The following is a 24214-nucleotide window of genomic DNA, read 5'->3' on the forward strand; positions in this document are numbered from 1 at the left end:
TGGACTCGAACATCGCCACCTACGACATCACCGTCACCCCGGTCAACGACGCGCCTGTGGCGAACGACGACAGTGCGACGACGCTCGCGGGCGCCCCACACACTTTCCCGGCTTCAGGGCCTACGAGCCTCAAGGGAAATGACACTGACGTCGACAACACCAACAGCCAGCTGTTCCTGACTGGCGTCACCGACCCGCCGCACGGCACTGCGACGCTGAACCCGGATGGTTCGGTGACCTACACGCCGGACGCGTTCTACATCGGCAGTGACCAGTTCGACTACACCGTCTGTGATCCTGGGCAGGACGGAAGCGCCGCAACTACCGGCGACAACCTCTGCGACACCGGCACGGTCACGATGACCGTCAACCCCGGCGACCTGACGGTAGGCGGTGTCGTGACGGACGCCGATTTCCGTCAGATGAACGGGTTCGACGTGCTGTTCACAAAGGGCGGCACCAATACCACCCTGAAGCTCAAGAACACGAATCCCGGCACGATGCACTACCAGCTGACGCTCACCAATACGACCGGCGTGCCGATCGATAGCGCCAGCGGCAACGTGGCTACAGTGGTGTTGACGGTCCCGGGCATGCCGTTGGGCGCCAATGGCTGCGGCGTCGGAATCTCCTGCTCGCCGGCAGTAACAGCAGGCTTGGCCGACCCCGCCTTCTTCCTGAAGGGCGAACAAGCTGTAAAGGCGCATCCGGACGACAGGTCCGACGATATGCAGGTCTCGATCCGCTACAAGGATCTGACTGGCTACATCACGGCCGGAAACTCCTGCGATAGCCCCGTGGGCTGGACGTCCACGCTCCCTGCGGGCGGCGCCGCGAAGTGCATTGAGATCAGCGGCTTCTCGATTCCGACAAATAGATCAGCGACGGTCGATATCCACTTCGAGTTCCGGCCGAAGAACACCGACGGCTGGGCTAGTAACGCCCAGCTCTACTTCCGAGCCGGCTTCGCATTCCGCTCGACCGCGCGGGTTACATTCCCCGCAGTCCCGACCGTGCGAACGAGCAACCAGGTGGTAGGCATCGTCGGTGCGGGGCAGAAGGTTACGGCCATCGGCGGGTTCGTGTACGACGCCGTTGGAATGCCGGCGCCGGCAGGAACGACAGTCGAAGTGTTTGACAACTCAACTCCGCCAGCGTGCGGCGGCACCTACGTCGCCCGCGACACGGTCTCGACTGATGGCTTCTACTTCATTTGGAAGAAGGGCTCTGTCCAGAGCAACGCGTCCGCACTAGATCTTCCCTCCGGAATCCAGTACACGGTGAAGGTCTGTAGCGGCGCGGCCGAGCTCGCGAGCACGATGCTCCAGAACAAGCTGACGAGTAAGGAATTCCGGGAGGTCAACTTCCGGCTGCCGTGACCTAATCACGCCTCTCGCCGCGGTGCGACCCAGGCAGGCGACGCCTCGGTCTCGCCGTATCCTCCGGTTCATGGAGGAGCGCACCGACGACTACCAAGCCCAAGTTGAGCGGTGGCACGCCGAACGTGACGCACGCCTGCGGTCACCCGATGGCTGGTTGGCCCTGGTCGGGCTCCACTGGCTGACACCAGGCGAGCACGAGTTCGGGCAGCACCCCAGCAACCCGATCCGGCTGAGCGGACCCGATGTCCCGCCGCTGGCCGGGCATCTGCTGGTGACCGATGACGGGATAGTCCGCGTCCGGCCCCACCACGGCGCGCCGCTGACCCACGCCGGGCAGCCCGTGGATGGGGAGCTGGAGCTCGAGGACGACCTGGGCGGCGATCCGACGATCGTGGAGCTGGGTTCGCTCCGGTTCCACCTCATCCGCCGTGGGGCGCGCATCGGGTTGCGGGTACGCGACGCCGAGTCGCCGGCCCTGCGAACGTTCGAAGGCGTACCTCGCTTCCCGGTGGATGCCGCCTGGCGCCTGGTGGCCCGCTTCGAGCCGGCTGACCCAGCACGAACCATCGAAGTGCCGGACGTCCTGGGCGACGTCACGGTCGACCACTTCCCGGGCTGGGTCGAGTTCACCGCCGGCGGAGAGCCGCAACGGCTGACGGCCCTCGACGGGGACACGGACGGATCGCTGTGGCTCATCTTCACAGACCCGACCAACGGGACGACCACCTATTCCGCGGGTCGCTTCCTGTACACCGAGCCACCGGCCGCCGATGGCACCGTGGTCGTGGACTTCAACCTCGCCTACAACCCACCCTGCGTGTTCAGCCCCTACGCGACCTGCCCCCTGCCGCCCGCGGACAACCGGCTGACGGTGCCGATCCCCGCCGGGGAGATGCTGCCGGCGCAGCCGGCATCGGTCAGTTCGTCACAGGGATAGACTGACGAACCGATGCGCACCGATCCGACCGGCACCGTCCGGGCTCCCGCCGAGTTCCTGAACGACACGGTTCGGAACCTGGCCCCCTCGGGCATCCGCCGCTTCTTCGACATGCTGGCCGAGATGCCGGACGTCATCAGCCTGAGCATCGGGGAGCCGGACTTCACCACGCCCGAGCCGCTGACCCGGGCCGCGATTGCCGCCCTGGAGGCGGGGGAGACGCACTACACCGCCAACGGCGGGATGATCGAGCTCCGCGAGCGCGTGGCGGCCAACCTGGCCGACCGGTACGGGGTCCGCTACGAGCCCCGCGGGGAGCTGGTGATCACGGTCGGGGCCTCCGAGGCGCTGGACGCGACGGTGCGCGCGGTGCTCAACCCGGGGGACGAGGTCCTCTATCACGAGCCGTGCTTCGTGGCTTACGCCCCGTGCATCACCCTGGCCGGGGGCGTGCCGGTGGCCCTCCCGACCTCGGACGCCACCGATTTCCGGGTCACGGCCGAACAGATCGAGGCGGCAGTCACATCGAAGACTAAGGCCATCTTCCTGGGCTATCCGAACAACCCGACCGGGGCGGTGCTGAGCAGATCCGACCTGGAGGCCATCGCGGCCGTCGCCGAGCGCCACGACCTGCTGGTCATCAGCGACGAGATCTACGACCGGCTGGTGTACGGCGACCATCGGCACACCGCGTTCAGCGCGCTGCCCCGGATGCGTGACCGGACCGTGCTCATCGGTGGATTCTCGAAGGCGTATGCCATGACCGGCTGGCGAATCGGATACGTGGCCGCGCCTGAGCCCCTGATGGCGGGCATCGCCAAGGTCCACCAGTACGGGATCATGTGTGCCCCGACCGCCGCCCAGCATGCGGCCATCGCCGCGCTGGAGGTGGGGGAGCCCTACGTCCAGGACATGCTGGCCGAGTACGACCGGCGCCGGCAGCTCATGGTCCGCCGCCTCAACGAGATCGGTCTGCTGTGCTTCGAGCCGATGGGCGCGTTCTACTGCTTCCCGGAGGTCAGCGCCGCGACCGGCCTGGCGGCCGAGGACTTTGCGCAGGAGCTGCTGACCGAAGAGCACGTGGCGGTGGTCCCGGGCGAGGCGTTCGGACCCTCCGGCGCGGGCCACGTCCGCGCCTGCTACGCGACCGCGTACGAGGACATCGTCGAAGCCATGGACCGCATCGAACGCTTCGTCGAGCGCCGACGCGCGAGCGGGAGCGGGACCGGGAACGGCGGAGCGAACGGCGGAGGCGGCGGAGGCGGCGCCTAGAGCGGCTCGATGACCATGCTCTCGACCACCTCCGTGGCGTGGTCGAGGAGGTGGTCGTACTCGACGTCGGGGAACGCCTCGATGACGATGATCACGGTGGCGGACCCGCCGTCTACGGCGATGACCCGGGCCGTTTCGGCGTCGTTGAAGTGGAAGTCCCCAACCACGGGCAGCACCCACAGCCAGATCCGCCCGCCGCCGGTGGCCTCGCAGGCCGCATCCATCTCGGTCGTGAGGTCCACCTGGAGCGCGGGCCGGCCTCCAACCTCGACCTCCACTGGGGCTGATGCCGTGACGCCGGTCCGCGCCGCCAGGAAGGTCATGAAGTCCGCCGGGGTGGTCCCGATGGTTGACGTTGCCTCCGACGAGCAGGCGTCGGTAAAGATCTCGCCGCTGTAACTGACCACGCTGACCGCGTGGTTACCGCCGACATCGGCCAGGAAGAGTGCGAAGCCGACATCCTGGATGTCCACCAGTCCGGACCAGTCGTGGTCGTCCAGGGTGAACTCGATGTGCGCTCCGGTCGTGTCCGAGACGTAGTCGCCAGCCGCAAGGGGGCCGTCGCAGACCGTCCCCGGATCGCAGGCCGCGGGCGATGGTATGCCGGCAATGGACTCCTCGAGTGTCGGCAGGGGACTCGGCGACGGGGTCACCGAAGCGCTGGGGGCGCACGCGGCCAACAGCAGGAGGCTGGCCAGGGTGACGGTTCGCTTCATCGGTCCAGGGAGGAGAAGCAGGCGCGGGCGAAGTCGAGCAGGGCAGTCACGGAAGCGCGGTCGTTCTCGGTCGATTCGGCCGACAGTTCGATCTTCGGCTCCTCGGCCACCATCCGCCAGATGGATCGGGCGGTGCGTTTGTTGTCGTCCCATTGGGCGTCGCTCTGGAGGCGCATGCCGCGCACCGACGGCCAGCGGGTGAGGCCGCCGCGCAGCTCGTAGGTGGCCTCCCCAGGCGCGGTTACGCCGTAGTTGTAGTCCAGCAGGCCGATGTCGGTGGCCACCAGGACCCGCTGACGGTCGCCGTCGGCGTGCATGGTGATGTGGGCCGCCAGCTCAACCGCACCCAGCTCCCCGAGCACCCGATGCATGAGCGCCCGGGACCGACCGATATCCTCCCACTCGCCGACCTTCACGGGACGGAGCATACAATCCGGCCGTGGCCATCGGCACCGTCTACGAGACCGTGATCGGGATCGAGGTCCACGCCCAGCTGCGCACGGCCTCGAAGATGTTCTGCCGATGCCGCACGGCCCCGCTGCCGGGTCAGCCGGACGAGCCGAACAGCCGGGTGTGTCCCATCTGCATGGGCATGCCCGGCACGCTGCCGGTCATCAACCGCCGCGCGGTGGAGCTCGTGATCCTGAGCGGGCTGGCGCTGGAGGCCGAGGTCCAGACCGATGCCGTTCGCTTCGAGCGCAAGAACTACTTCTACCCCGATCTGCCCAAGGGCTACCAGATCAGCCAGTACGCGCTTCCGCTGACCGCCAACGGGCGGCTCCGGGTGCCGGTCACGGCCGAAGATGGGGAGATCACCGTCCGCATCACCCGTGCTCACCTGGAGGAGGACACCGCGCGGCTGCTCCACGGAGGGCGCGGCCACTCCCTGGTGGACTTCAACCGCGCCGGCGTGCCGTTGATGGAGATCGTGACCGAGCCGGACCTCCGGACCCCGGCCCAGGCTCGGGCCTACGGGGAGGTGCTCCGCGACCTGCTCCGCTTCATCGGGGCCTCGGACGCCGACATGGAGGCGGGGTCGATGCGGATCGAGGGCAACGTCAGCATCCGCGAGGTCGGGAGTGAGCTGCTCGGGACGAAGGTCGAGGTCAAGAACCTGAACTCATTCCGCTCGCTCGAGCGGGCCATGGAGTTCGAGGTCGAACGGATGACCGAGTCGCTGGCTGCCGGCGTGCCGCTGACCCAGGAGACGCGGGGCTGGGACGAGACGGGCGAACGGACCATCCCCCAGCGCTCGAAGGAGGAGGCGAACGACTACCGCTACTTCCCCGAGCCCGACCTGCCGCCACTGCGACCCTCAGCCGAGTGGGTGGCCGAGATCCGAGCCAGACTCCCCGAGCTGCCGGCCGCGCGCCGTGAACGGTACGTCGCCCAGCTGGGCCTCTCGCCCTACGACGCGGGGGTGCTGACCGCGGAGGTCAGCCTGGGCGACTACTTCGACGCGGTCGTGGCGGCGGGCGCGCCTGCCAAGGCTGCCGCGAACTGGTTGAGCGGCGAGTTCAGCCGGTTACTGAACCAACATGCCGCCGAGGGACTGCGGGCTCGTGACGTGGCCCTGCCGCCCGAGGGCCTGGCCGAGCTGATCGCCGAGGTGGACGCGGGACGGATCAGTCCCGCCAGCGCCAAGCAGGTCCTGGCGAGGTGCTTCGAATCGGGAGAGATGCCCCGCGTCGTCATCGTGGCCGAGGGGTTGGCGCAGGTCAGCGACGCGGTGGTCATCGCCGAATCGGTGGACGCGGTGCTCCGCGCCGAGCCGGCGGCGGTCGGGGAGTATCGGTCCGGCAAGCGGCAGGTGTATGGGTACCTGGTCGGGAGGGTCATGGCGCGCATGGACGGCCGGGCCGATGCCCGCCTGGTGAACGAGGAGCTGCGGCGGCGGCTGGACGCCCTTCCGGATGGATGACCCTGAGGCGCTGCGGGCCTTTGGCCTGGAGCTGGCCGACGCGGCGGACGCCATCTCTCTGCCGGCCTTCCTGACCGGACCGGAGGTCAGCACCAAGGCCGATGGCACGCCGGTCACGGCGGCCGACACGGCCATCGAGGAGCTGATACGCGACCGGGTCCGGCGCCGGTTCCCGACCCACGGCGTGCTGGGCGAAGAGTTCGGGGACGACTCGGGCGCTGATGGGACGCGCTGGATCGTGGACCCCATCGACGGGACCGCGAACTTCGCGCGCCACATCCACGTGTGGGCCACGTTGATCGGCGTCGAGCGTGACGGGGAGCTGGTGGCGGGCGTGGTCTCCGCGCCGGCGCTGGGGCAGCGCTGGTCCGCGACCCGCGGAGGCGGCGCGACCACGACCCTGGGTGGACGGACCTGGCCGGTCCGCGTCTCGGCGGTGGCACGCCTCGAGGAGGCGCATCTGCTCCACGCCGGCCTGTCCCCGTTCGACAACGAGGGTCGCGGCGAGGGGATCCGGGAAGCGCTGGCGCGATCGTGGCGCGACCGCGGCCTGGGCGACTTCTGGGGCTACATGCTGGTGGCGCAGGGATCGGCCGACGTGATGGTCGAAACCGGGGTTTCGGTCTGGGACCTGGCCGGGCCGGCGTTGATCGTGACCGAGGCCGGCGGACAGTTCAGTGATCTGGATGGCACGCCCGGTTACGCCGGGCCGACCGCCCTGGCCACCAATGGCCTCCTCCACGCCGAGCTGGTGGCGCTGCTCGCCCGGCGGTAGGCCATCCGGCGCCAGGCCATTTGGCGCTAGGACATTCCCCGTAGGCGGAGCCAGGCGTCGGGGGTCGAGTCGCGTCCCAGGAAGGCGCGGACCAGCTCGCTGGCCGGCCGGCTGCCATTGGGCTCCAGGATCGAACGCCGATAGGCCGCCCCCACCTCGGGCGACGTGACGCCTTCGGCGGTGAAGCGGCCGAACAGGTCGTCCCCGATGACCTCCGACCACAGGTAGCCGTAGTAGCCCGCGTCGTAGCCGCCCATCGGGTGCCCGAACCCCGACAGCAGGAACGTGCCCTCCGGATAGGGCAGGCCCACGGGGGTGTACGCCTTCCGAAGAGCCTCGTCCAGGTCCGGCTCGGCCCGCCCGTCATGGATCAACAGGTCGACCTGCCCGTAGAACACCTGGACCAGGGTCTTCAGACCGATATTCAGGCGGCGCGCGGCCACCATGCGGTCGACAAGGTCCGCGGGAATGGGCTCTCCGGTCCGGTAATGGCGGGCAAAGCGACCCAGCACGACCGGGTCCCAGGTCCAGTGCTCCATGATCTGGGACGGGGCCTCGACGAAGTCGACCTCCGTCTCTCCGCCACTCGTGCGGTGGTACTCGGCCTGCGTCAGCGCCTGATGGAGGATATGGCCGAACTCGTGGAACAGGGTCTCCAGCTCGTTGTGCTGGAGAAGAGACGGCCGACCACCCCCCGGCGGCGTGAAGTTGGCGAGGATGGTGCTCACCGGGCGTTCGTACGACCCATCTGCTCGCCGGTGGCCGATGACCAGGGGGAACGCGGCCGCGTGACCGAACTTCCCTTCGCGCGGGAACCAGTCGGCATAGAAGTGTGCCAGCAGCTCCCCGCTGGCCCGATCGCGGACCTCGTACAGTTCGACCGCGGGATGCCACGCCCGCGCGTCCTTCACCTTCCGGTAATCGAGGCCGAAAACGTCCCCCGTGAGCGCGAACATACCCGCCAGGCAGGCCTCCAGGGGCAGGTATTCCGCCACCAGGTTGGCATCCACGCCGTAATCCGTTCGTCGCAATTGCTCGTCGTAGTACATCCAGTCCCAGGCGCTGATTAACCCGGAATGCCCATCGGACTCGAAGCGGGCGCGCAGTGCCGACAACTCCCGGTCACGGAACGGCTCAAGGCGCGAGACGAGCGAGGCATAGAAGTCGGCCACCGCCTCGGGGGTCTCGGCCATCTTGACCTCGATCGCGTAGTGCGCCCAGCTCGGATAGCCCAGCAGCTCGGCCGCCCGTTGGCGCAGCTGGAGCGCCTCGACGAGCAAGGGTCGGTTCTGGTCGAAAGACCGCAGCCAGTGCTTGCGGAACAGCGCCTCGCGCGCTTCCCGGTCCGCGGCCTGGGCCAGGAACGGGTACAGCTCGGGATAATCGAGGCTCACCCGGAAGGTCCCGGGCGCCGTGCCGGGTTTGAGCCGCTCCACGAACTCGTCCGGAAGTCCGGCCAGGCCCTCGCGGCTGACCTCGATCGCGTCCTCGTACTCGTTGATGTTGCGGTTGAACGCGACCTCCAGCTCCACCAGGCGGGCCCGAATACCCTCCAGCTCCATCCGAGCCGGTGCCTCCAGCGACTGCCCGGCACGGCGGAAGTCGCGCATCCAGTGCTCCAGAACCCGCTGTTGTTCGACGTTCAGCGTCTCGGCGCCGGCCGCCTCGGCCACTTCGCGGACAGCGCGGTACAGGTCCTCGCGGAACGGAAGCGCGGAGCGCCACTTCGTGAGCCGCTCTTCGGCGGCCGAGCCCGCGTCACGCACCGCCGAGTCGGTGTGGACCTGGGCCAGGAACGCACCCCGGCCGTAGGCCTCCGTCAGACGGGCCCCGGCCCGCTCCAGGGGCCCGACCCGAGCGTCGAAGGTGGCGGGCTCGGCCACAATGGCCTCCGCGACGAGTGCGTCCGCCTCCGCCAGGGCGCTGTCGGTCTCGAGGCGGACGGATTCCTCGGTGGCCGAGGCGTAGTCGTACAGCACGCCGGGATGGTACCCGGCGGCTCCGAGGAATGGTGCAGCGGCCGCCGGTGACGAGGCCATCGGGCTACCACGGGCTCCCCGTGAATACCCGTTGGCCTGGCGAGCGCAGGATCGAACTTGCATGACGCTCACCACGATCAGGTTGCCGGGTCGGAGCGGCGTGCGCCATAGTGTCGGGTAGCCGACTACGGCATGTTTCGAGCACGGAGATGTGGACTCGGCGCCGATGGTGCGTGGGCCCACTGTCCTCGCCCGAATTTAGAGGGCGGCTAGAAAGGGAAGGCAGCTCCCGTGGCGACGACGGCGCGGGGCCCTGGCAACCCGAGGCCGCGCCGCGCGCTGAGCCGAGCCGACAATCCGCTGGTGCGAGCCGTTGGGCGGGTGCGCGCATCGGTTCTTGCCAAATTGCTGGTCGCTTTCGTCGGCACGGTCGTCCTCCTCGTGATTCTGGGCGTCCTTGGCCTCCGGGTCATCGGCGATTCGAACGACAGGGTCGTCACGCTCGGCGATCTCCAGCAGCGGGCCACGGCGTACCGTCACCTGCAGACCGGTGTCGCGGGGGTGCAGCAGGTCATGCTACTGCGGGCCGGCACCTTCGAGGATGCACCTGAGGTCCGCACCTTCGCGGCGCTCTTCAGCGCCGAAGGTCGGCTGGTCACCGACGGATTGATCGGGTCCCTTCTCGGGGCGCAGAGCAGCGCCACCGACCCCAATCGGCTTGGGTTCGAGCCCCCCGCTGAGGACCAGGGCACGCTGGCGCAGATCGCGCAGGACTACCAGGGGCTCTCCGAAGTGATGGCGCGGATCACTCAGATCGACCAGGCTGGGGGTGAGGCCAGTGCAAGCCTGCAGCTCGTCAAGGACGTTGCGCAGCCTCTCGCCACTCGCCTCAAGAAGCTCGCTGACACGCTCGTGGCAAAGGTCCTGGGTGCCACCGACACGCTCATCAGCGAGAACGATCGTGCCTTCGCGGACTCGCAGCGTCTGTTCGTCGCCGTCGCAGCGGTGTCCGTCGTCCTGGCGCTGCTGCTCGGGTACATCCTGTCGTGGTCGCTCGTGGGGCCCATCAGGCGGATGCAGACCCGCCTGGCGGCGATCGCATCCGGTGACTTCTCGGGCCACGTCGAGGTCTCCAACCGCGATGAGCTCGGCGCGCTGGCCGCGAACCTCAATCAGATGAACGACGAGCTGGGACGCCTGTACAACGAGCTCGAAGCGGCCAGCCGGCACAAATCGGAGTTCCTGGCCAACATGTCCCACGAGCTTCGAACGCCGCTGAACGCCATCATCGGCTTCTCCCAGGTCCTTAAGCAGCAGATGTACGGGGCACTCAATGCCAAGCAGGCGGACTACGTCGATGATGTCCTCAGCTCCGGTCAGCATCTTCTGAATCTGATCAACGACATCCTCGATCTGGCCAAAGTGGAGGCTGGACGGATGGAGCTGCAGCCGACAACCTTCGCCCTTCCCGGCATCCTCGAGAACGCGATGTTGATGGTCCGCGAGCGCGCAATTCGACAGGGCGTCGGCTTGAGCGCCGCGATCGATCCGTCCGTGGGACTGCTTGAGGCTGACGAGCGCAAGATCAAGCAGATCCTCTTCAACCTGCTCTCGAACGCCGTGAAGTTCACACCGGGGGGCGGTCAGGTCACCCTTGCGGCGACCGTTGTCGAGGACCAGGTCGAGATCTCCGTCCGTGATAGCGGTATCGGCATCAATGCCGAGGACCAGGTCAGGATCTTCGAGGAGTTCTACCAGGTGGGCACCGCCCAGACCCATGAAGGGACCGGCCTGGGCCTGGCCCTGACCAGGCGACTCGTCGAGCTGCATCATGGTCGCCTGAGCGTCGAGAGCGAGCCTGGGGTCGGCAGCACGTTCACGGTCGCGCTGCCGCTCCGACAGCCAGACGTCGCGGGCGTGATGGCGCCTGCCACACCGGCGGAGCCGGCGTCGTCATGAGTGGCCAGGGCGCGGACAGGCTGATCCTCATCGTGGAGGACAACGAGAGGAACCTGAAGCTGGCTCGCGACGTCCTGCAGTTCCACGGCTTCCGCACGCTGGAAGCGATTACCGGTGAGGAGGCCGTGGTAACGGCCCGGCAGCACCTGCCCGACCTGGTGCTGATGGACATCGCGCTGCCCGGCATCGACGGGGTCGAGGCGACGCGCCAGCTCAAGGCCGAGCCGTCGACGGCAGCCATCCCGATCGTGGCGCTGACCGCGTCCGTGATGGAGGCCGACCGGGCACGCTTCGGTGCAGCCGGTTTCGCCGGTCTCATCGCCAAGCCGATCGATGTCCTGGCCTTCCCCGGACAGGTGCTCGCCTTTTGCCTGAATCCCGCCGAGGAGGTCTAGCGTGGCGCGCCCGTCGCGAATCCTGGTGGTCGACGACACCGCCCAGAATCGCAGGCTGATGGAGGCCGTTCTATCGCCGCTGGGCTACGCCGTATCGAGCGCCGCCTCGGGCCGCGAGGCGCTGGACCTGATCGTCGCCGAACCGCCGGACCTCGTGCTCCTCGACATCGTGATGCCCGAGATGGACGGCTATGAAGTCTGCCGGACGCTTCGGGCGGACCAGGCCACCCAGATGCTGCCGATCATCATGCTCACCTCGAGCGGGGACCAGGACAAGGTTGGCGCGATCGAGGCCGGTGCCGATGATTTCATCGCTCGGCCCTTCGATCAGCACGAGCTTCTGGCGCGCGTCAGATCGCTGCTGCGCATCAAGGAGTACCACGACACCATCCAGGCGCAGGCAGCAGAGCTGGCGGAGTTGAATCACACGCTGGAAAGCCGCGTCAGCGCCCAGGTCGATGAGCTGGAGCGTCTCGGCCGGCTGCGTCGCTTCCTCTCGCCGCAGCTGGCGGACCTCGTTGTCACCGGCGGTGACGAGGCCCTGCTCAGCAGCCATCGGCGTGAGATTACGGTGGTCTTCTGCGACCTGCGCGGGTTCACCGCCTTCTCCGAGACTGCCGAGCCCGAGGAGGTCATGGCCGTCCTCGGCGAGTTCCACACCGAGCTGGGGCAGCTGATCTTTGAATTCGGAGGCACGCTGGAACGCTTCGCCGGCGACGCGCTGATGATGTTCTTCAACGACCCGTTCCCGTGTCCCGATCCGCCGCTGCAAGCCGCGCGCATGGCGCTCGCCATGCAGGAACGGGTCGCCGAGCTGCGCGTGGGCTGGAGCAAGCGCGGCCACGATCTCGCCCTGGGGATTGGGATCGCGGTGGGCTACGCCACACTGGGCCGAATCGGCTTCGAGGGACGCTTTGATTACGGCGCGGTGGGCAGCGTCGTCAACCTGGCAGCGCGACTCTGTGGCGAGGCGCTCGGCGGGCAGATCCTGCTGGCAGACCGCGCCTTCGCTGCCGTGGAGGGCACCGTGGCGGCGGAGCCGCTCGGCCCGTTGACCCTCAAGGGATTCCACCGCCCTGTCCAGGCGTATGTCGTCACAAACCCCATTGAGCACCCTTGATCGTCGGCCCCTGCGTGAGTCGGCCCGGATATCAGATCAGTCGCCGAACCAGTAGGTCCCGTTCCAGTGCCAAACGGAATCCGGGTCTGACCCGTCGCCGGTCAAGGTAACGTCGGCGACGAGATGGAACCCCTTCAACCCTCCGGTTCCCGACAGGAATGTGCATTGCGCGGCCAGGGGCTTGCCATCATGGTTGAAGTCGCAGAAGCCGCTGGCGCTACCGTTCGCGACCGTGAAGGTGGCGTTCTGCTGCAACGTCGAACCATCGCCGATGGGGGTGTACGTAATGACGGTGCCCACCGGAATCGCGTCGAGGTCAGAGGATACGATGGTGCAGCCCCCATCAGGGACGCAGGTCTTGTCCAGGTTGAAGGGTTTGGGCGCGTCCGCCGCGGGCGACGCGGCGCATCCCGTGAGCGCGAGGACGGTGGCAATGGCCACCGCCATACCTCGGACCGATCGCATGTTCACCTTCCCTGGCGGGACCTCGGGCCGGCATCGCGGTTGGCTCGGCACATCCAGGCGCCAACGTGGGCGACCAGGCATTTCCCCGTCGGGTCGGGAACAGTATAGCGCGGGTCGGACCCAATAGGCAGTCGCACCCCTGACATTCCAAGGGTCATCTCGGCGCTATGACGCCGGCGGTCGGGCCTTTGAGCGCCCCGTGGACCTCCGCCCGCGGGATACCATGGACCTCCCCGTGAAAACCGCCCCAGAAGGCTTCGTCCATCTCCACGTTCACTCGGAGTTCAGCCTGCTGGATGGCCTGTCGCGGCTGCCCGAGCTGGCGAACCGGGTGGCGGAGCTGGGCATGCCCGCCGTGGCCCTCACCGATCACGGCGCGCTCTACGGGGCGATCGCCTTCTACGAAGCGGCGACCGCGGCTGGCATCAAGCCGATCATCGGCGTCGAGGCTTACGTCGCGCCCCGCCGGCACACCGACAAGGAGGGAAAGGCGGATTCCGACTACTACCACCTCATCCTGCTCGCCAAGGATGCGATCGGTTATCGGAACCTGCTCAGCCTGGTCACCACCGCCCATCTCGACGGCTACTACTACAAGCCGCGCATCGACAGGGAGCTTCTGGCCGCCCACAGCCAGGGACTGGTCGGCACGAGCGCCTGTCTGAGCGGCGAGGTGCTGCGACGCCTGGCTGAAGGCGATGAGCGGGGTGCCGCGCAGGTGGCCGATGACTATCGGTCCATCCTTGGCGATGGCAACTACTTCCTCGAGGTCCAGGACTCGGGGGTGCCCGAGCAGACCCGCCTGAACCAGCAGCTGGTGGAGCTGGCTCGACGCACGAACATTCCGCTGCTGGCGACCAACGACACGCACTACACGCTGGCCGACCAGGCCGAGGCGCACGACCTGCTGCTGTGCATCCAGACCGCGGCCAACCTCGACACGCCGGGTCGATTCCGGTTCGACACCAACGAGTTCTACGTCAAGCCGCCTGCCGACATGCGCCGCCTGTTCAACGGAGAGCTGCCGGAGGCCATGGACAACACGCTCCGGGTGGCCGACATGGTCGACCTCCGCCTCGAGTTCGATCGCCTCCGGCTGCCCGATTACCCCGTCCCAGAGGGGGAGACGGCGGCGTCGTGGCTGCGCCGCGAATGCGAGCGCGGCCTGGCGGATCGGTATCCGGACGTCACCCCCGAGATCCACGGCCGGCTGGAGTACGAGCTGGGGATCATCGACCGGATGGGGTATTCGGCCTATTTCCTGATCGTGGCCGACTTCACTCGGTTTGCCCGCGAGCAGTCGATCATGACCACCTGTCGGGGATCGGCGCCGGGGAGCATCGTGACCTACTCGCTGGGGATCACGCCCGTGGATCCCCTGGCCTATGGCTTGCCGTTCGAGCGCTTCCTGAACCCGGACCGGGTAACCCTGCCCGACATTGACATCGACTTCCAGGACAACCGCCGGGGCGAGGTCATCGACTACGTGACCCGCAAGTACGGCACCGACCGGGTGGCCCAGATCATCACCTTCGGAACGCTGGGCGCGAAGGCCGCCATCCGCGACGTCGGGCGCGCCATGGGCCTGACCTACGCCGAGGCCGATCGGGTCGCCAAGGCGGTGCCCAACGAGCTGAACATCAGCCTGGAGCGGGCGGTCGAGACGAGTCCCCAGCTGCGAGAGCTGATGGCCGGCGACGATCGGGTCGATCGGCTCCTGGGCGCTGCCCGCCAATTGGAGGGCGTGGCCCGCCACGCGTCCACCCACGCGGCGGGGATCGTGATCAGTCGCGAGCCGCTGACCGAGATCATGCCCCTCCAGCGCGCGACCGACGGCGAGACAGTCATGACCCAGTTCGAGATGCATGCCTGCGAGGCGCTGGGCTTGCTGAAGTTCGACTTCCTGGGGCTCATCAACCTGACCATCCTGGCTGACGCGGTGGAGCTGATCCAGCGCCACCGGGGGATCGCCATCGACGTCGAGGACCTGCCGCTCGACGACGCGGCGACGTTCCAGCTCCTCTCCACCGGCGAGACGACCGGCATCTTCCAGCTGGAAGGCTCGGGCATGCGGCGCTACGTGAAGGACCTGCGTCCGACCGAGGTGCGCGACCTGGCGGCCATGGTCGCGCTCTTCCGCCCCGGACCCATGGCCAACATCCCGGCCTACATCCGTCGCAAGCACGGCGACGAGCCGGTGACCTACCTCCACCCGTCGCTCGAGCCGGCCCTCCACGAGACGTACGGGATCTTCGTCTACCAGGAGGACATCATGGCCGCGGCCATCGCCATGGCCGACTACACCGGCCCCGAGGCGGATAACCTGTGCTACGCCATTCGGAAGAAGAACGCCCAGGTCCTCCGCGAGCACGAGGCCAAGTTCAAGGCCGGGGCCAAGAAGAAGGGCATCCCACCGGCGGTCGTGGACCAGGTTTTCGCCGCCTTCGAGCCGTTCGCCCGCTATGGGTTCAACAAGGCCCACGCCACCTGCTACGGGCTGATCGCCTACCAGACGGCGTACCTCAAGGCCAACTACCCGGTCGAGTTCATGACCGCGGTCCTCAACGGTTTCCGTGAGCGATCGGACAAGGTGGCGGCCGTGGTCGCCGAGTGCCGGAGGCTGGGGATCCAGGTCCGCCCGCCCGACGTCCAGCGCTCCGGTTCCCTGTTCGAGGTCGAGGCCGATGCGGACGGCACGCGCGCCATCCGGTTCGGGCTGGCGGCGGTCAAGAACGTCGGCGAGGCCGCGGTCGAGACCATCGTCGCCGTACGGGAAGCCGACGCGGACGCCGAACCGGCGGGGGGAGCGTTCCGCTCGCTGGACGACCTGTGCCGCCGGGTCGACCCGCAGCGCGTCAACAAACGGGTGTTCGAGTCCCTCATCAAGGTCAACGCCCTGGAGTCGTTGGGCAGCATGGGCGGGCTGCTGGATCGCCTGGACGGCGCGCTGGGCGACGCCGCTCGCCATCACCGTGACGTGGCCGCCGGGCAGTCGACCATGTTCGACCTGATCGCGGTACCGATGGCCGCCGAGGCGGCGGCCGACCACGACGACGGCGCTGGCACGACCGATCTGGCACGGGGCGAGATCTCGCGCCGCGAGCGGCTGCGCTGGGAGAAGGAGCTGCTCGGGCTGTACCTGACCGAGCATCCGCTGGGGGATATCGCGGATCAGCTGCCGGACTTCGTGACCGCCTACACCGGCGACCTGGCCGAGGAGTCCGACCAGGCCCGCGTCACCCTGGGCGGGATCATCCAGAGCACGCGCCGAGTCATCACCCGGGCCGGGTCCACCATGCTCGTCGCGCAGCTCGAGGATCTGCAGGGCAGCGTCGAGGTCGTCGTCTTCCCCAAGGTCTTCGCCGAGACTGCCAACGCCTGGGCCGATGACACCGTGGTCCTGGTCAGCGGCCGGGTCGACCATCGCGACGAGGAGGCCAAGCTGCTGTGCGAGACCGTCCATGCGTGGGACGACGCGCAGCGACTGGGCGCGGCCGAATTCGGCGCCGAACGGGACCGTCTGCAACGCAGCCGCGGCCAGCGCTTCGGCGGAGTGGGTGGGGGAGTGGGTGGGGGAGTGGTTGCGGTCGGCAACGGGAACGGCGGCGCCGGCGCGGGCGCCCAGCCATCGTCAGTCCCTGTGGCCCGGCCGCGGGGCGCGGGCTCGCCGGTGGCCACGGCCGAGGAGGCGCCGCCGGCCGCCGGATCACTGCCCCTCCCGGCGGTGGCGGAGGGCGCTGCGGGCTCGTTGTGGATCTCCTTCGCCCCTGACCTGTCGATCGAGGCCCTCCTGGATGCCATCGAGTCGGTCACGACCATCGTCCGCCGCCGTCCCGGCACACTGCCGGTGGTTCTCGCGGTGCCGGTCGCCGGGGCGACCCGCCAGGTCCGCCTGCCGCAGGCCACCGGCTGGGACGAGGACCTGGAGGCCGTGCTCCGGCGCGAGGTCCCGGCGGCGCTCAGCGTGGAGCGGCGGCTGAGCGCGGTGCGACCGGGGATATCATCCGGCCCGTGACCAAAAGGACGCGCGCGGCGCCGCACGGCGATGAGCTGACCGCGGCCGTGCTCCGCCACCTGCGGCGAGCGCCGAACCAGGAGATGTCGCTCGACACCCTGGCCGCGGAGCTGGGCGTGGACCCCCAGGCCCTGCAGCTCGCTGTCGAGCGGCTCCATCGCCGCCGGCTCCTGATAGTCCCCTTCGTGGAGCCCGGCCAGGCGGGAGGCGCCCGGCTGACCCAGGTCGGCCTGGCCTGGCTCATCGCATACGAGGGTGGCACTCCGCGGGACGTCCCGGTCGCCTTCCAACCGGCCAGCGGTCGGGTCCGGGCGGAGGACGAGGCGGCCCGCCTGCCTCGCGCCCAGGTCTACGGGATCAGGACTCGGACGCCTTCGGACTAGCCAGGAACCGGCGCAGAAACTGCCGTGTGCGGTCGTCGTCCGGGCTGTCGAGCATCTTCTCCGGCGGCCCTTCCTCGATGATCCGCCCTTCCTCCAGGAACACGACCCGGTCGGCCGCCTCGCGGGCGAAGTGGAGCTCGTGGGTGACCACGATCATGGTGGACCCCTCGTGGGCCAGCCCTTCCATGACGTTCAGCACCTCGCCAATGAGGTCCGGGTCGAGCGCGCTGGTCGGCTCGTCAAACAACAGCACCTTGGGTTCCATGCACAGGGCCCTGGCGATGGCCACCCGCTGCTTCTGACCGCCTGACAGGCGAGCCGGGTATTCGTCCCGCTTCTCGGCCAGGCCGACCTTGCCCAGGTACCCCTCGGCTCGCTCCACCGCCTCCGCGTGGGACACGCCCAGGACCCGGGTCGGAGCCTCGATCAGGTTGGCGAGGACGCTCATGTGGGGGAAGAGGTTGAACTCCTGGAAGACCATCCCGGATCGGATCCGGATCTGACGGATCTGCTCCTGGTGGGCCCGGCTTCGAGCGTGGAGCGGATCGGCCTCGACGCGGACACCATCGATCTCAATGGATCCCATCGTTGGCTCCTCGAGGAAGTTCACGCAGCGCAGGAACGTCGTCTTGCCGCTTCCCGAGCGGCCGATCAACATGACGGCCTCGCCACGCCCCACCTCCATGTCCATGCCGCGCAAGACGTGGTTGCGCCCGTAATACTTCTCGATCCCAAGGACGCGGACGACCGGTTCACCCACATGTGGGGCCTGAACGGGGTGCCGAATTGGCTCCCCCGACATGGTCGCCCCGGTCATCGGTCACCCCTCGCCATGCGCTTTTCGAGCCGCTCCTGGAAGGCGGAGAACACGATGGTCAGGATCCAGTACACGGCCGCAGCGATCAGGAGTGCCTCCAAAGAACGGAAGTTCTGGGTGCCGACCTGGCCGGCCCGCCAGAGGAGTTCCTGGACCGCGATGGTCGAGACCAGCGCGGAGTCCTTGATCATGGCCACGAAGTCGTTGCCAATGGCCGGAATGACGATCCGGAAGGCCTGCGGCAGGACGATCCGGCCCATGACCTGGCGTTCGGGCATGCCGAGCGATTGCGCCGCCTCGCGCTGACCCAGGGGAACGGCCTGAATGCCGGCCCGGAAGATCTCCGTCATGTACGCCCCGTAGTTGAAGCTCAGGGCGATGATCCCGGCCGGGATGCTGGGAAGGACGATGCCCAGCTGTGGGAGTCCGAAGTAGATGAAGAAGATCTGGACGATCAGCGGCGTGCCGCGGACGAGTGACACGTACAGCGAGGCCACGCCGTTGATGTACGCATTCCGCGAGAGCCTGCCGATGGCGCCCAGGATGGCCAACATGGTGGCGAAGATGATCGACACCACCGACAGCAGGATCGTCAGGCCAGCTCCGCCGAGGATGAATGGGCCCCACTCGGCGATGAAGGAGAGGTCGATGTTCCCGGTCGCCCACAGCGCTCCCAGCAGAGCGCCGATAAGGACCACCCAAACGGCTATGAACTTCAAGCGGAAGAGGGTCCGGGACCGCTCCCGGTATGCCTCCAGCTGGGCGAGGATCGACCCTGCTTCGGGAGTGCCGGGGACTGCGGTCATCGCGGATTACCTCCTACCGAACACAGAGGGCGGGTCGCGTCGCGCCCCGCCCTCCAAAGGTCCCGACTCAGGTCTGGTTCAGCCGCCGGTCGGCTCCTGCGTCAGGTCGGCACCGTCGAACCACTTCTCGCTGAGTTCGGTCAGGGTGCCGTCCTCGTGCATCTCCCCGATGATGCGATCGATCTCGAACAGCAGAGCGGCATGCGGCGGACCGCTCTGGTCGATCGCCACCGCGAGGTTCTCGGTGAAGATCGGCTCACCGATCTTGACGATCGGCGAATCCGCCTCGACGGCTCCGTCGATGACCGTGCCCGAGGTGATCACCAGGTCGAACTCAGGTCGGCCTGCCTCGATCGCTTCGATGCAATTGGCATCGGTCGTCAGCGTGGTCGGCTCGGCACCGTCAGGTAGCTCGAACGGCAGCTGATCGGTCCCGGTGACCCCGGACCGCGTGCTGGCAGCCAGGTAGGCCGGGGTGTAGTAGTACGGCTGGGTAAAGCTCAAGATGTCCTTGCGCGGGGTCGTGATGGTCATCGAGCCCACACTGATATCCCACCGCTCCGACCAGTTCCCCGCCGTGATGGCGTCCCAGTCGACATGCTGGAACTCCACTTCGACGCCGAGCCGGGTCGCGATTTCCGTTCCAACATCGATGTCGAATCCAATGAACGTGCCATCCGGCTCCAGGAACGACTGCGGCTCGTAGTTGGCGTCGGTCGAGATGCGCAGGACGCCGTTTTCCTGGACGGTCTCGAGGAGATCGCCCGCGGTGTCGGCGGGCTCTTCGATCGTGCCCTGGACGTCCGGCAGGAAATCGCCGTTCAGCCAATCGAGGTAGGTCGTCGCCTCGCCCACGCAGACGACAGCCGGCACGGCCGCCGCTTGCTCGCAGGCTGCAATGATGAGGAGGCCGGCCAGCAGGGCCGCGCCGCGCCGCTTGGTGCTCATGAACCCTCCTTCGGAGTACGCCGAAAAGGGGCAGGCGTACCCATGCTTATGGCGTGGTGTACCACGCCGGCCGACCCGGCGGCAAGGTATCGACGCAGGCCGCTGCCGGGGTCGCGATCGGTACACTGCGGCCATGACCTCGACCCTGTCGCGGCCCGACCGGCCGCCGCTGGCCCGCGCCGCCACCCTGCCGTCGCGGTACTACCTGGATCCAGACCTGCTGGAGCGCGAGAAGGAGCGGATCTTCTATCGGACCTGGCAGCTGGTAGCCCGCGGTGAGGACCTGGCTCGGGTGGGGGACTTCGTGCCCGGCACGATCGCCGACGAGCCGATCGTCATCACCCACGGCCTCGACGGGCAGCTGCGCGGCTTCTACAACGTGTGCCGCCACCGGGCGGGGCAGGTGGCGCTGGCCAGGGGCAACCGCGACCGATGACTGCGCCGCGGCGCCAGGACGGGCGTCTGACCGTCGCACTCGTCAGCGAGGTCTTCTGGGAGCCGGACGGGCTGGGCCGTCTCGACGAGCGGCTGGACGAGGCCGCCCGACGGGGAGCGGACGTGGCGCTCCTGCCGGAGCTGCCCCTGCATCCCTGGCGACCGGCCACCACCCAGGCCGTGGACGAAGACGCGGAGCCGATGGGCGGGCCCCGGATGACGGCCCAGGCGGCGGCGGCGGGGCGAGCCGGGATCGGCCTGGTGGGCGGGATCATCCACCGCGACGCCGATGGGCGCCGGACCAGCCGGGCGCTCGTCTTCGATGCCGGAGGCGAGCTGCTGTCCACCTTCGAGAAGCTTCATCTGCCCGAGGAGCCCGGCTTCTGGGAGACGAGCCACTACGAGCCCGGCAGCGCCGTGGCGCGACCCATCGGCGCCTTTGGCATGCCGATCGGGATCCAGATCTGCTCCGACACGAATCGGCCCGAGGGCTCGCACCTGCTCGGCGCGCTCGGGGCCGAGGCCATCCTCGTCCCGCGCGCCAGCGAAGAGAAGACCTACCAGCGCTGGAAGGTCGTCTTCCGGGCCAACGCCCTGACGTCGGCCGCCTACGTTCTATCCGTCAACCGACCGTACCCGGAGGCCGGGATCCTGCTGGGCGGGCCCTCGGTCGCCGTCGACCCCAGCGGGTTCGCGTTGGTGGAGACGACGGATCGGCTGGCCCTCGTCACTCTCGAGCACGACGTGATCGCCAAGGCCCGTACCGCGTACCCGGGCTACCTGCCCGTTCGAGCCCGTCTGTATGCGGATGCCTGGGCGGAGGTGGAGGCGACGCCTACTCGGCCAGGATGAAGGTGCCCTGGGCCAGCAGCTCCGTGCCTCGGTACACTCGCATCACATAGGTCCCCGCGCCCAGCGCGTCCAGGAGGGCGTTGGTCGGCACCGTGAACCCGTCGACGGTGGCATTCGGGTCCTGCAGGTCCACCTGATTCTCGGTCGTGATGACGATTGTCTCGGACCCGTCCTCGTTGATGCGGGCCACCTCCTCCCCGAGTTGGGTCACCCCGAACGGCGCCGTCAGCTCGATGGAGTGGGCGAACGTCGTGCCCGGCGTAAACGTGTCGGTCGGGTTCGTCACCCGCTGGGTGTCGACGTTGAGGCCCAACCCGAAGGTCAACGTGCCGGGCAGGATCGGCCCGACGCTGGCCGACGGGTCGGGAGAGCCGCCGCTGGGGTCGGGCGTGGGCTCGGCGGTCGGCTCCACGGTGGCCGAAGGCGTTGGGGTGGCCGCCGCCACCGGGGGCGCCGGGGGCAGGATGCCGCCGAGGACGAGGCCGATCACCACCGCCAGCGCAATCGTTCCGAGCGCCGCGCCAATGGCAATCAGTGATCCCTGGGTCAGGACTGCTGCCTCAGCCGCCGCAGCCACCGCGGCGGCGGTCAGCGGCGCGCCGCAGGAGCGGCAGATCTGGGCCCAAGCCGGGTTGGCGTTACCGCAGTTGGCGCACTCCAGCGTGTCCTCGGCCATCGGCGGGGAGCCTAGCACGGAGCCCCGGCCGGGGTCGGTCAGTCGACGACGAACTCCGCGTGACGGAGGTTGACGATGATCACCTCCAGCATCTCAGGGGCCGGGTTGTCCGGGGACCACATGGTGACGTCGGTGAGCGGCAGGAATGGGTGCGTCGACAGGAGGAGGGCGTCCTGCTCAGCGCCCGGCTTGAGGTGCGCCGTCCCGGCCAATTGCCACTCGCCGATCCTCAGCCGGACCGGATGGCGGTCCCGCTCGGTGCGCCTTTCGGGCAGGCTCACGTGGCGCGGCGGGACGACCATCTCCAGGTCATCGATCGGCACCGACATCCAGTCTCGCGCGTGCCAGCCCTCGGCGCCCGCCGGCAGAACGGACAGCTCGCCGCCATGGTTGAGGATGTCCGTGATCCGTTCATCGCCAGGGCTGACCGATGCGATCAGGACCATCTCGGCCAAATAGAGGCGAATTGGCTGCAGGTCCTGCGCGTCGGGGATGTCTGGTTTGGGCGCCATCGTGGTGCGCACGTCGTGACGCTACGCCGAGGCGTCCCCTGCGTCCCCTAGCCCGATCTGCCATCGGGGCAGGTACATCCGGCCGACGAATGGTGCCTGGGGAGGGGGCCAGGAGACGCCTGCATCAACGCTCACTCTTGCCGCGATACGCCACGTGGGCGCCGAGGGCCTTACCGGGATCGGGGTCTGCCTCGAGCTGCTCGTAGAGCCACTGCCACCACTCGCCCACGTTGACATTCCGATTTGCGATGCGTTCGGATGCGACCCAACGACGCAGGCGCACCCATGACCCACGCACCCAGCCACCCACCATCCGGTCGAGGGTATGCCGGTCCACGACGCCCTCGAAGACGATCGCGCCCAACATCTCACAGGCGAAATACACGAGCATGGCGGCCTCGAGCAAGGCCGGGTCGCTGCGTATCACGTCTGGGTCAGCGTCGTCGGGCAACTTGAGAATCTTCCCCACAGCCCGGTGGCTCTCCTGTGTCTGGACCGAGCGAACGACTTCAACGGCCTGGCGGTCGCGCCTGTCGCGTACCGCCCGGCGGAGCTCGGCAAGCCCGAAAACGACGGCGGCGACGACGGCCAGAGTCGTTGCGACATTCGCTGCCGTGTCGAGATCCATGGGAGTCGAGTATGGATCAGCCTGGCGGGCGCCGGCGGTCTTGGCGGCGACCAGCTCTCCGGCCCCGGCATTGACGCCCGGGGTACTCTCACCTGACTGATGCGATCGCGCCCCCTCCGGCTCTGGCTCAGCCTAGCGTTGCTGGCCGCAACCGGCCTTGCGCCGTTCCAGGCCAGCGCGACCCACACTGGCGCCGCGCTGCTCCCGGACCTGGGCATGGCACAGCTCACCAACTTCTCGGTCGAGCGGCGGCCTCACGGCGCGCGCTGGCTGCGATTCACGACCGTGGTCGTCAACGTCGGAGCCGGGCCTTTCCAGGTCTATGGCCACACGTCGCAGCCCAACGGGGAGCTGCGCGTCGACCAGCAGATCCGCGAGGGTCTCACCTGGACTTCCGATCCGACTCCGTATCGCATGTACTTCGCTGGTGATGGCCACCTGCATTGGCATCTGCGCGACCTCGAGACGTACGAGCTGCGCAACGCGACCGCCCCGAACGCCCCGCCCCTGCGCACCGGCGCCAAGCATGGTTTTTGCTTCTTCGACAACACCAGGTACCGGTTGAGCCTGCCCGGCGCGCCCCAGAGCCTGGTCTACTCGCGGTGCGGCTTCGGCTCGGCCGATACGACGGTGACGTTCGGCCTGTCAGTCGGCTGGGGTGACACCTATCCTTCCCACCTCGTCGACCAGTACATCGACATCAGCGGGCTGCCATTTGGGGAATACGAGATCACCGCCACAGCTGACGCCCAGAACTGGCTTCTGGAAAGCAACGATGCGAACAACGGCACCACCGCCATCATCCGGATCACGCGTAAGGGCGTGACCATCCTCGACCCCGGCGTCGGCGCCTAGGCGGGCGAACCAGCCTGGCGCTCACCGTCCCCGCTGGGGATGGGGCTGGTGCCGGAGGAGGGGGTCGAACCCACACGGGATTGCTCCCATCGGTGTTTGAGAACGAAGCGGGCATGTTCGGATAGCGCCGCCGGCTGCCGTTTCGTACTCTAAAGGTCTATGCTCCAACACGGTGCAGCAGCTTGCCGATAGGGCTGCTGCGACCGGCAACACCAACATCGGCACGCCGCCGAAGGGCGGCTGGTAGTAACCCCCAGTCGAACGAGGTGCACGCCATGACACTCCCGAAAGATCAGGACCAGCCCAAGCAGCCTGAGCAGCCCAAGCCGCCCGACCGACCCTGGGAGCAGCCCAAGCAGCCTGAGC

General features: G+C 68.2%; 23 protein-coding genes. 13 read left to right on the top strand and 10 right to left on the bottom strand.

Translation table 11 applies throughout. From position 1 onward, the window contains the following. The 3 genes from AABM41_06140 to AABM41_06150 all read left to right on the top strand — a co-directional run. Positions 1-1379 (top strand): Ig-like domain-containing protein (locus tag AABM41_06140; GenBank protein MEK6191888.1); only part of this gene is annotated, 1379 nt, incomplete at its 5' end. A gap of 70 nt (positions 1380-1449) precedes the next feature. Next, the gene (locus tag AABM41_06145) at positions 1450-2319 is read left to right on the top strand and encodes a DUF1684 domain-containing protein (protein ID MEK6191889.1); all 870 of its coding nucleotides are present in this window, start codon (positions 1450-1452) and stop codon (positions 2317-2319) included. 12 nt (positions 2320-2331) lie between these two features. Beyond that, on the top strand, positions 2332-3591 hold the full coding sequence (locus AABM41_06150; protein ID MEK6191890.1) for an aminotransferase class I/II-fold pyridoxal phosphate-dependent enzyme: 1260 nt from the start codon (positions 2332-2334) through the stop codon (positions 3589-3591). Here the strand turns inward: AABM41_06150 and AABM41_06155 are convergent. Together AABM41_06155 and AABM41_06160 are read right to left on the bottom strand one after the other, a co-directional pair. After that, entirely contained in the window at positions 3588-4307 is a 720-nt protein-coding gene (locus AABM41_06155) for a hypothetical protein (protein MEK6191891.1), read from the bottom strand. The two genes, AABM41_06150 and AABM41_06155, sit on opposite strands and share 4 nt — an antisense overlap. Then, complete coding sequence (locus tag AABM41_06160) at positions 4304-4723, bottom strand: hypothetical protein (protein ID MEK6191892.1); 420 nt, start codon at positions 4721-4723, stop codon at positions 4304-4306. The genes AABM41_06155 and AABM41_06160 overlap by 4 nt, the downstream gene beginning before the upstream one ends. Before the next feature lie 23 nt (positions 4724-4746). Here AABM41_06160 and gatB point away from each other — a divergent pair, with 23 nt between their 5' ends. Further along, the gene (gene gatB, locus AABM41_06165; protein ID MEK6191893.1) at positions 4747-6228 is read left to right on the top strand and encodes an Asp-tRNA(Asn)/Glu-tRNA(Gln) amidotransferase subunit GatB; all 1482 of its coding nucleotides are present in this window, start codon (positions 4747-4749) and stop codon (positions 6226-6228) included. Further along, positions 6221-7003, top strand: coding sequence for an inositol monophosphatase family protein (locus tag AABM41_06170; protein MEK6191894.1), 783 nt, complete (start codon positions 6221-6223; stop codon positions 7001-7003). The genes gatB and AABM41_06170 overlap by 8 nt, the downstream gene beginning before the upstream one ends. A 26-nt stretch (positions 7004-7029) precedes the next feature. Here the strand turns inward: AABM41_06170 and AABM41_06175 are convergent, their stop codons facing one another. Then, positions 7030-8982 carry a M3 family metallopeptidase gene (locus AABM41_06175; protein ID MEK6191895.1) on the bottom strand — a complete coding sequence of 651 codons (1953 nt, stop codon included), beginning with the start codon at positions 8980-8982 and terminating at the stop codon, positions 7030-7032. 363 nt (positions 8983-9345) lie between these two features. Here AABM41_06175 and AABM41_06180 point away from each other — a divergent pair, with 363 nt between their 5' ends. Genes AABM41_06180 through AABM41_06190 form a run of 3 tightly spaced genes read left to right on the top strand, consistent with a single transcriptional unit; the run spans position 9346 to position 12456 of the window. Continuing rightward, positions 9346-10941 (top strand): HAMP domain-containing sensor histidine kinase, encoded by a 1596-nt coding sequence (locus AABM41_06180; GenBank protein ID MEK6191896.1) that lies wholly within the window; start codon positions 9346-9348, stop codon positions 10939-10941. Next, on the top strand, positions 10938-11336 hold the full coding sequence (locus tag AABM41_06185; GenBank protein ID MEK6191897.1) for a response regulator: 399 nt from the start codon (positions 10938-10940) through the stop codon (positions 11334-11336). Before AABM41_06180 ends, AABM41_06185 begins: the two co-directional genes overlap by 4 nt. Position 11337: 1 nt before the next feature. Further along, the gene (locus AABM41_06190) at positions 11338-12456 is read left to right on the top strand and encodes a response regulator (GenBank protein ID MEK6191898.1); all 1119 of its coding nucleotides are present in this window, start codon (positions 11338-11340) and stop codon (positions 12454-12456) included. Between the two features lie 36 nt (positions 12457-12492). On the opposite strand, the gene AABM41_06195 is transcribed toward AABM41_06190, so the two are convergent. Continuing rightward, the gene (locus AABM41_06195; protein MEK6191899.1) at positions 12493-12897 is read right to left on the bottom strand and encodes a hypothetical protein; all 405 of its coding nucleotides are present in this window, start codon (positions 12895-12897) and stop codon (positions 12493-12495) included. A 259-nt stretch (positions 12898-13156) separates the two neighbouring features. Between AABM41_06195 and AABM41_06200 the strand changes: the two genes are divergently transcribed. Together AABM41_06200 and AABM41_06205 are read left to right on the top strand one after the other, a co-directional pair. Next, complete coding sequence (locus AABM41_06200) at positions 13157-16936, top strand: DNA polymerase III subunit alpha (GenBank protein MEK6191900.1); 3780 nt, start codon at positions 13157-13159, stop codon at positions 16934-16936. Further along, on the top strand, positions 16933-17319 hold the full coding sequence (locus tag AABM41_06205; protein ID MEK6191901.1) for a hypothetical protein: 387 nt from the start codon (positions 16933-16935) through the stop codon (positions 17317-17319). Before AABM41_06200 ends, AABM41_06205 begins: the two co-directional genes overlap by 4 nt. On the opposite strand, the gene AABM41_06210 is transcribed toward AABM41_06205, so the two are convergent. The 3 genes from AABM41_06210 to AABM41_06220 form a co-directional block, all read right to left on the bottom strand. Further along, the gene (locus AABM41_06210) at positions 17294-18136 is read right to left on the bottom strand and encodes an amino acid ABC transporter ATP-binding protein (GenBank protein ID MEK6191902.1); all 843 of its coding nucleotides are present in this window, start codon (positions 18134-18136) and stop codon (positions 17294-17296) included. The genes AABM41_06205 and AABM41_06210 overlap by 26 nt on opposite strands. Further along, positions 18133-18942 carry an amino acid ABC transporter permease gene (locus AABM41_06215; protein MEK6191903.1) on the bottom strand — a complete coding sequence of 270 codons (810 nt, stop codon included), beginning with the start codon at positions 18940-18942 and terminating at the stop codon, positions 18133-18135. The genes AABM41_06210 and AABM41_06215 overlap by 4 nt, the downstream gene beginning before the upstream one ends. A gap of 78 nt (positions 18943-19020) precedes the next feature. Continuing rightward, positions 19021-19890, bottom strand: a complete 870-nt coding sequence (locus AABM41_06220) for a transporter substrate-binding domain-containing protein (protein MEK6191904.1) — start codon at positions 19888-19890, stop codon at positions 19021-19023. Positions 19891-20023: 133 nt separating this feature from the next. Between AABM41_06220 and AABM41_06225 the strand changes: the two genes are divergently transcribed. Beyond that, positions 20024-20326: a Rieske 2Fe-2S domain-containing protein gene (locus tag AABM41_06225; protein MEK6191905.1), complete on the top strand. Its 303-nt coding sequence runs from the start codon at positions 20024-20026 to the stop codon at positions 20324-20326. Then, on the top strand, positions 20323-21177 hold the full coding sequence (locus AABM41_06230; protein MEK6191906.1) for a carbon-nitrogen hydrolase family protein: 855 nt from the start codon (positions 20323-20325) through the stop codon (positions 21175-21177). Before AABM41_06225 ends, AABM41_06230 begins: the two co-directional genes overlap by 4 nt. Here the strand turns inward: AABM41_06230 and AABM41_06235 are convergent. The 3 genes from AABM41_06235 to AABM41_06245 all read right to left on the bottom strand — a co-directional run bounded on the left by AABM41_06235 (position 21161) and on the right by AABM41_06245 (position 22993). Further along, entirely contained in the window at positions 21161-21853 is a 693-nt protein-coding gene (locus AABM41_06235; protein ID MEK6191907.1) for a zinc ribbon domain-containing protein, read from the bottom strand. The two genes, AABM41_06230 and AABM41_06235, sit on opposite strands and share 17 nt — an antisense overlap. Positions 21854-21891: 38 nt before the next feature. Beyond that, entirely contained in the window at positions 21892-22377 is a 486-nt protein-coding gene (locus tag AABM41_06240; protein ID MEK6191908.1) for a hypothetical protein, read from the bottom strand. A 112-nt stretch (positions 22378-22489) separates the two neighbouring features. Further along, positions 22490-22993 carry a hypothetical protein gene (locus AABM41_06245; GenBank protein MEK6191909.1) on the bottom strand — a complete coding sequence of 168 codons (504 nt, stop codon included), beginning with the start codon at positions 22991-22993 and terminating at the stop codon, positions 22490-22492. Between the two features lie 99 nt (positions 22994-23092). Here AABM41_06245 and AABM41_06250 point away from each other — a divergent pair, with 99 nt between their 5' ends. Further along, on the top strand, positions 23093-23848 hold the full coding sequence (locus AABM41_06250) for a lysyl oxidase family protein (protein ID MEK6191910.1): 756 nt from the start codon (positions 23093-23095) through the stop codon (positions 23846-23848). Positions 23849-24214: the final 366 nt, after the last annotated feature.

This window comes from Chloroflexota bacterium (genome assembly GCA_038040195.1).
GTDB lineage: Bacteria > Chloroflexota > Limnocylindria > QHBO01 > QHBO01 > DASTEQ01.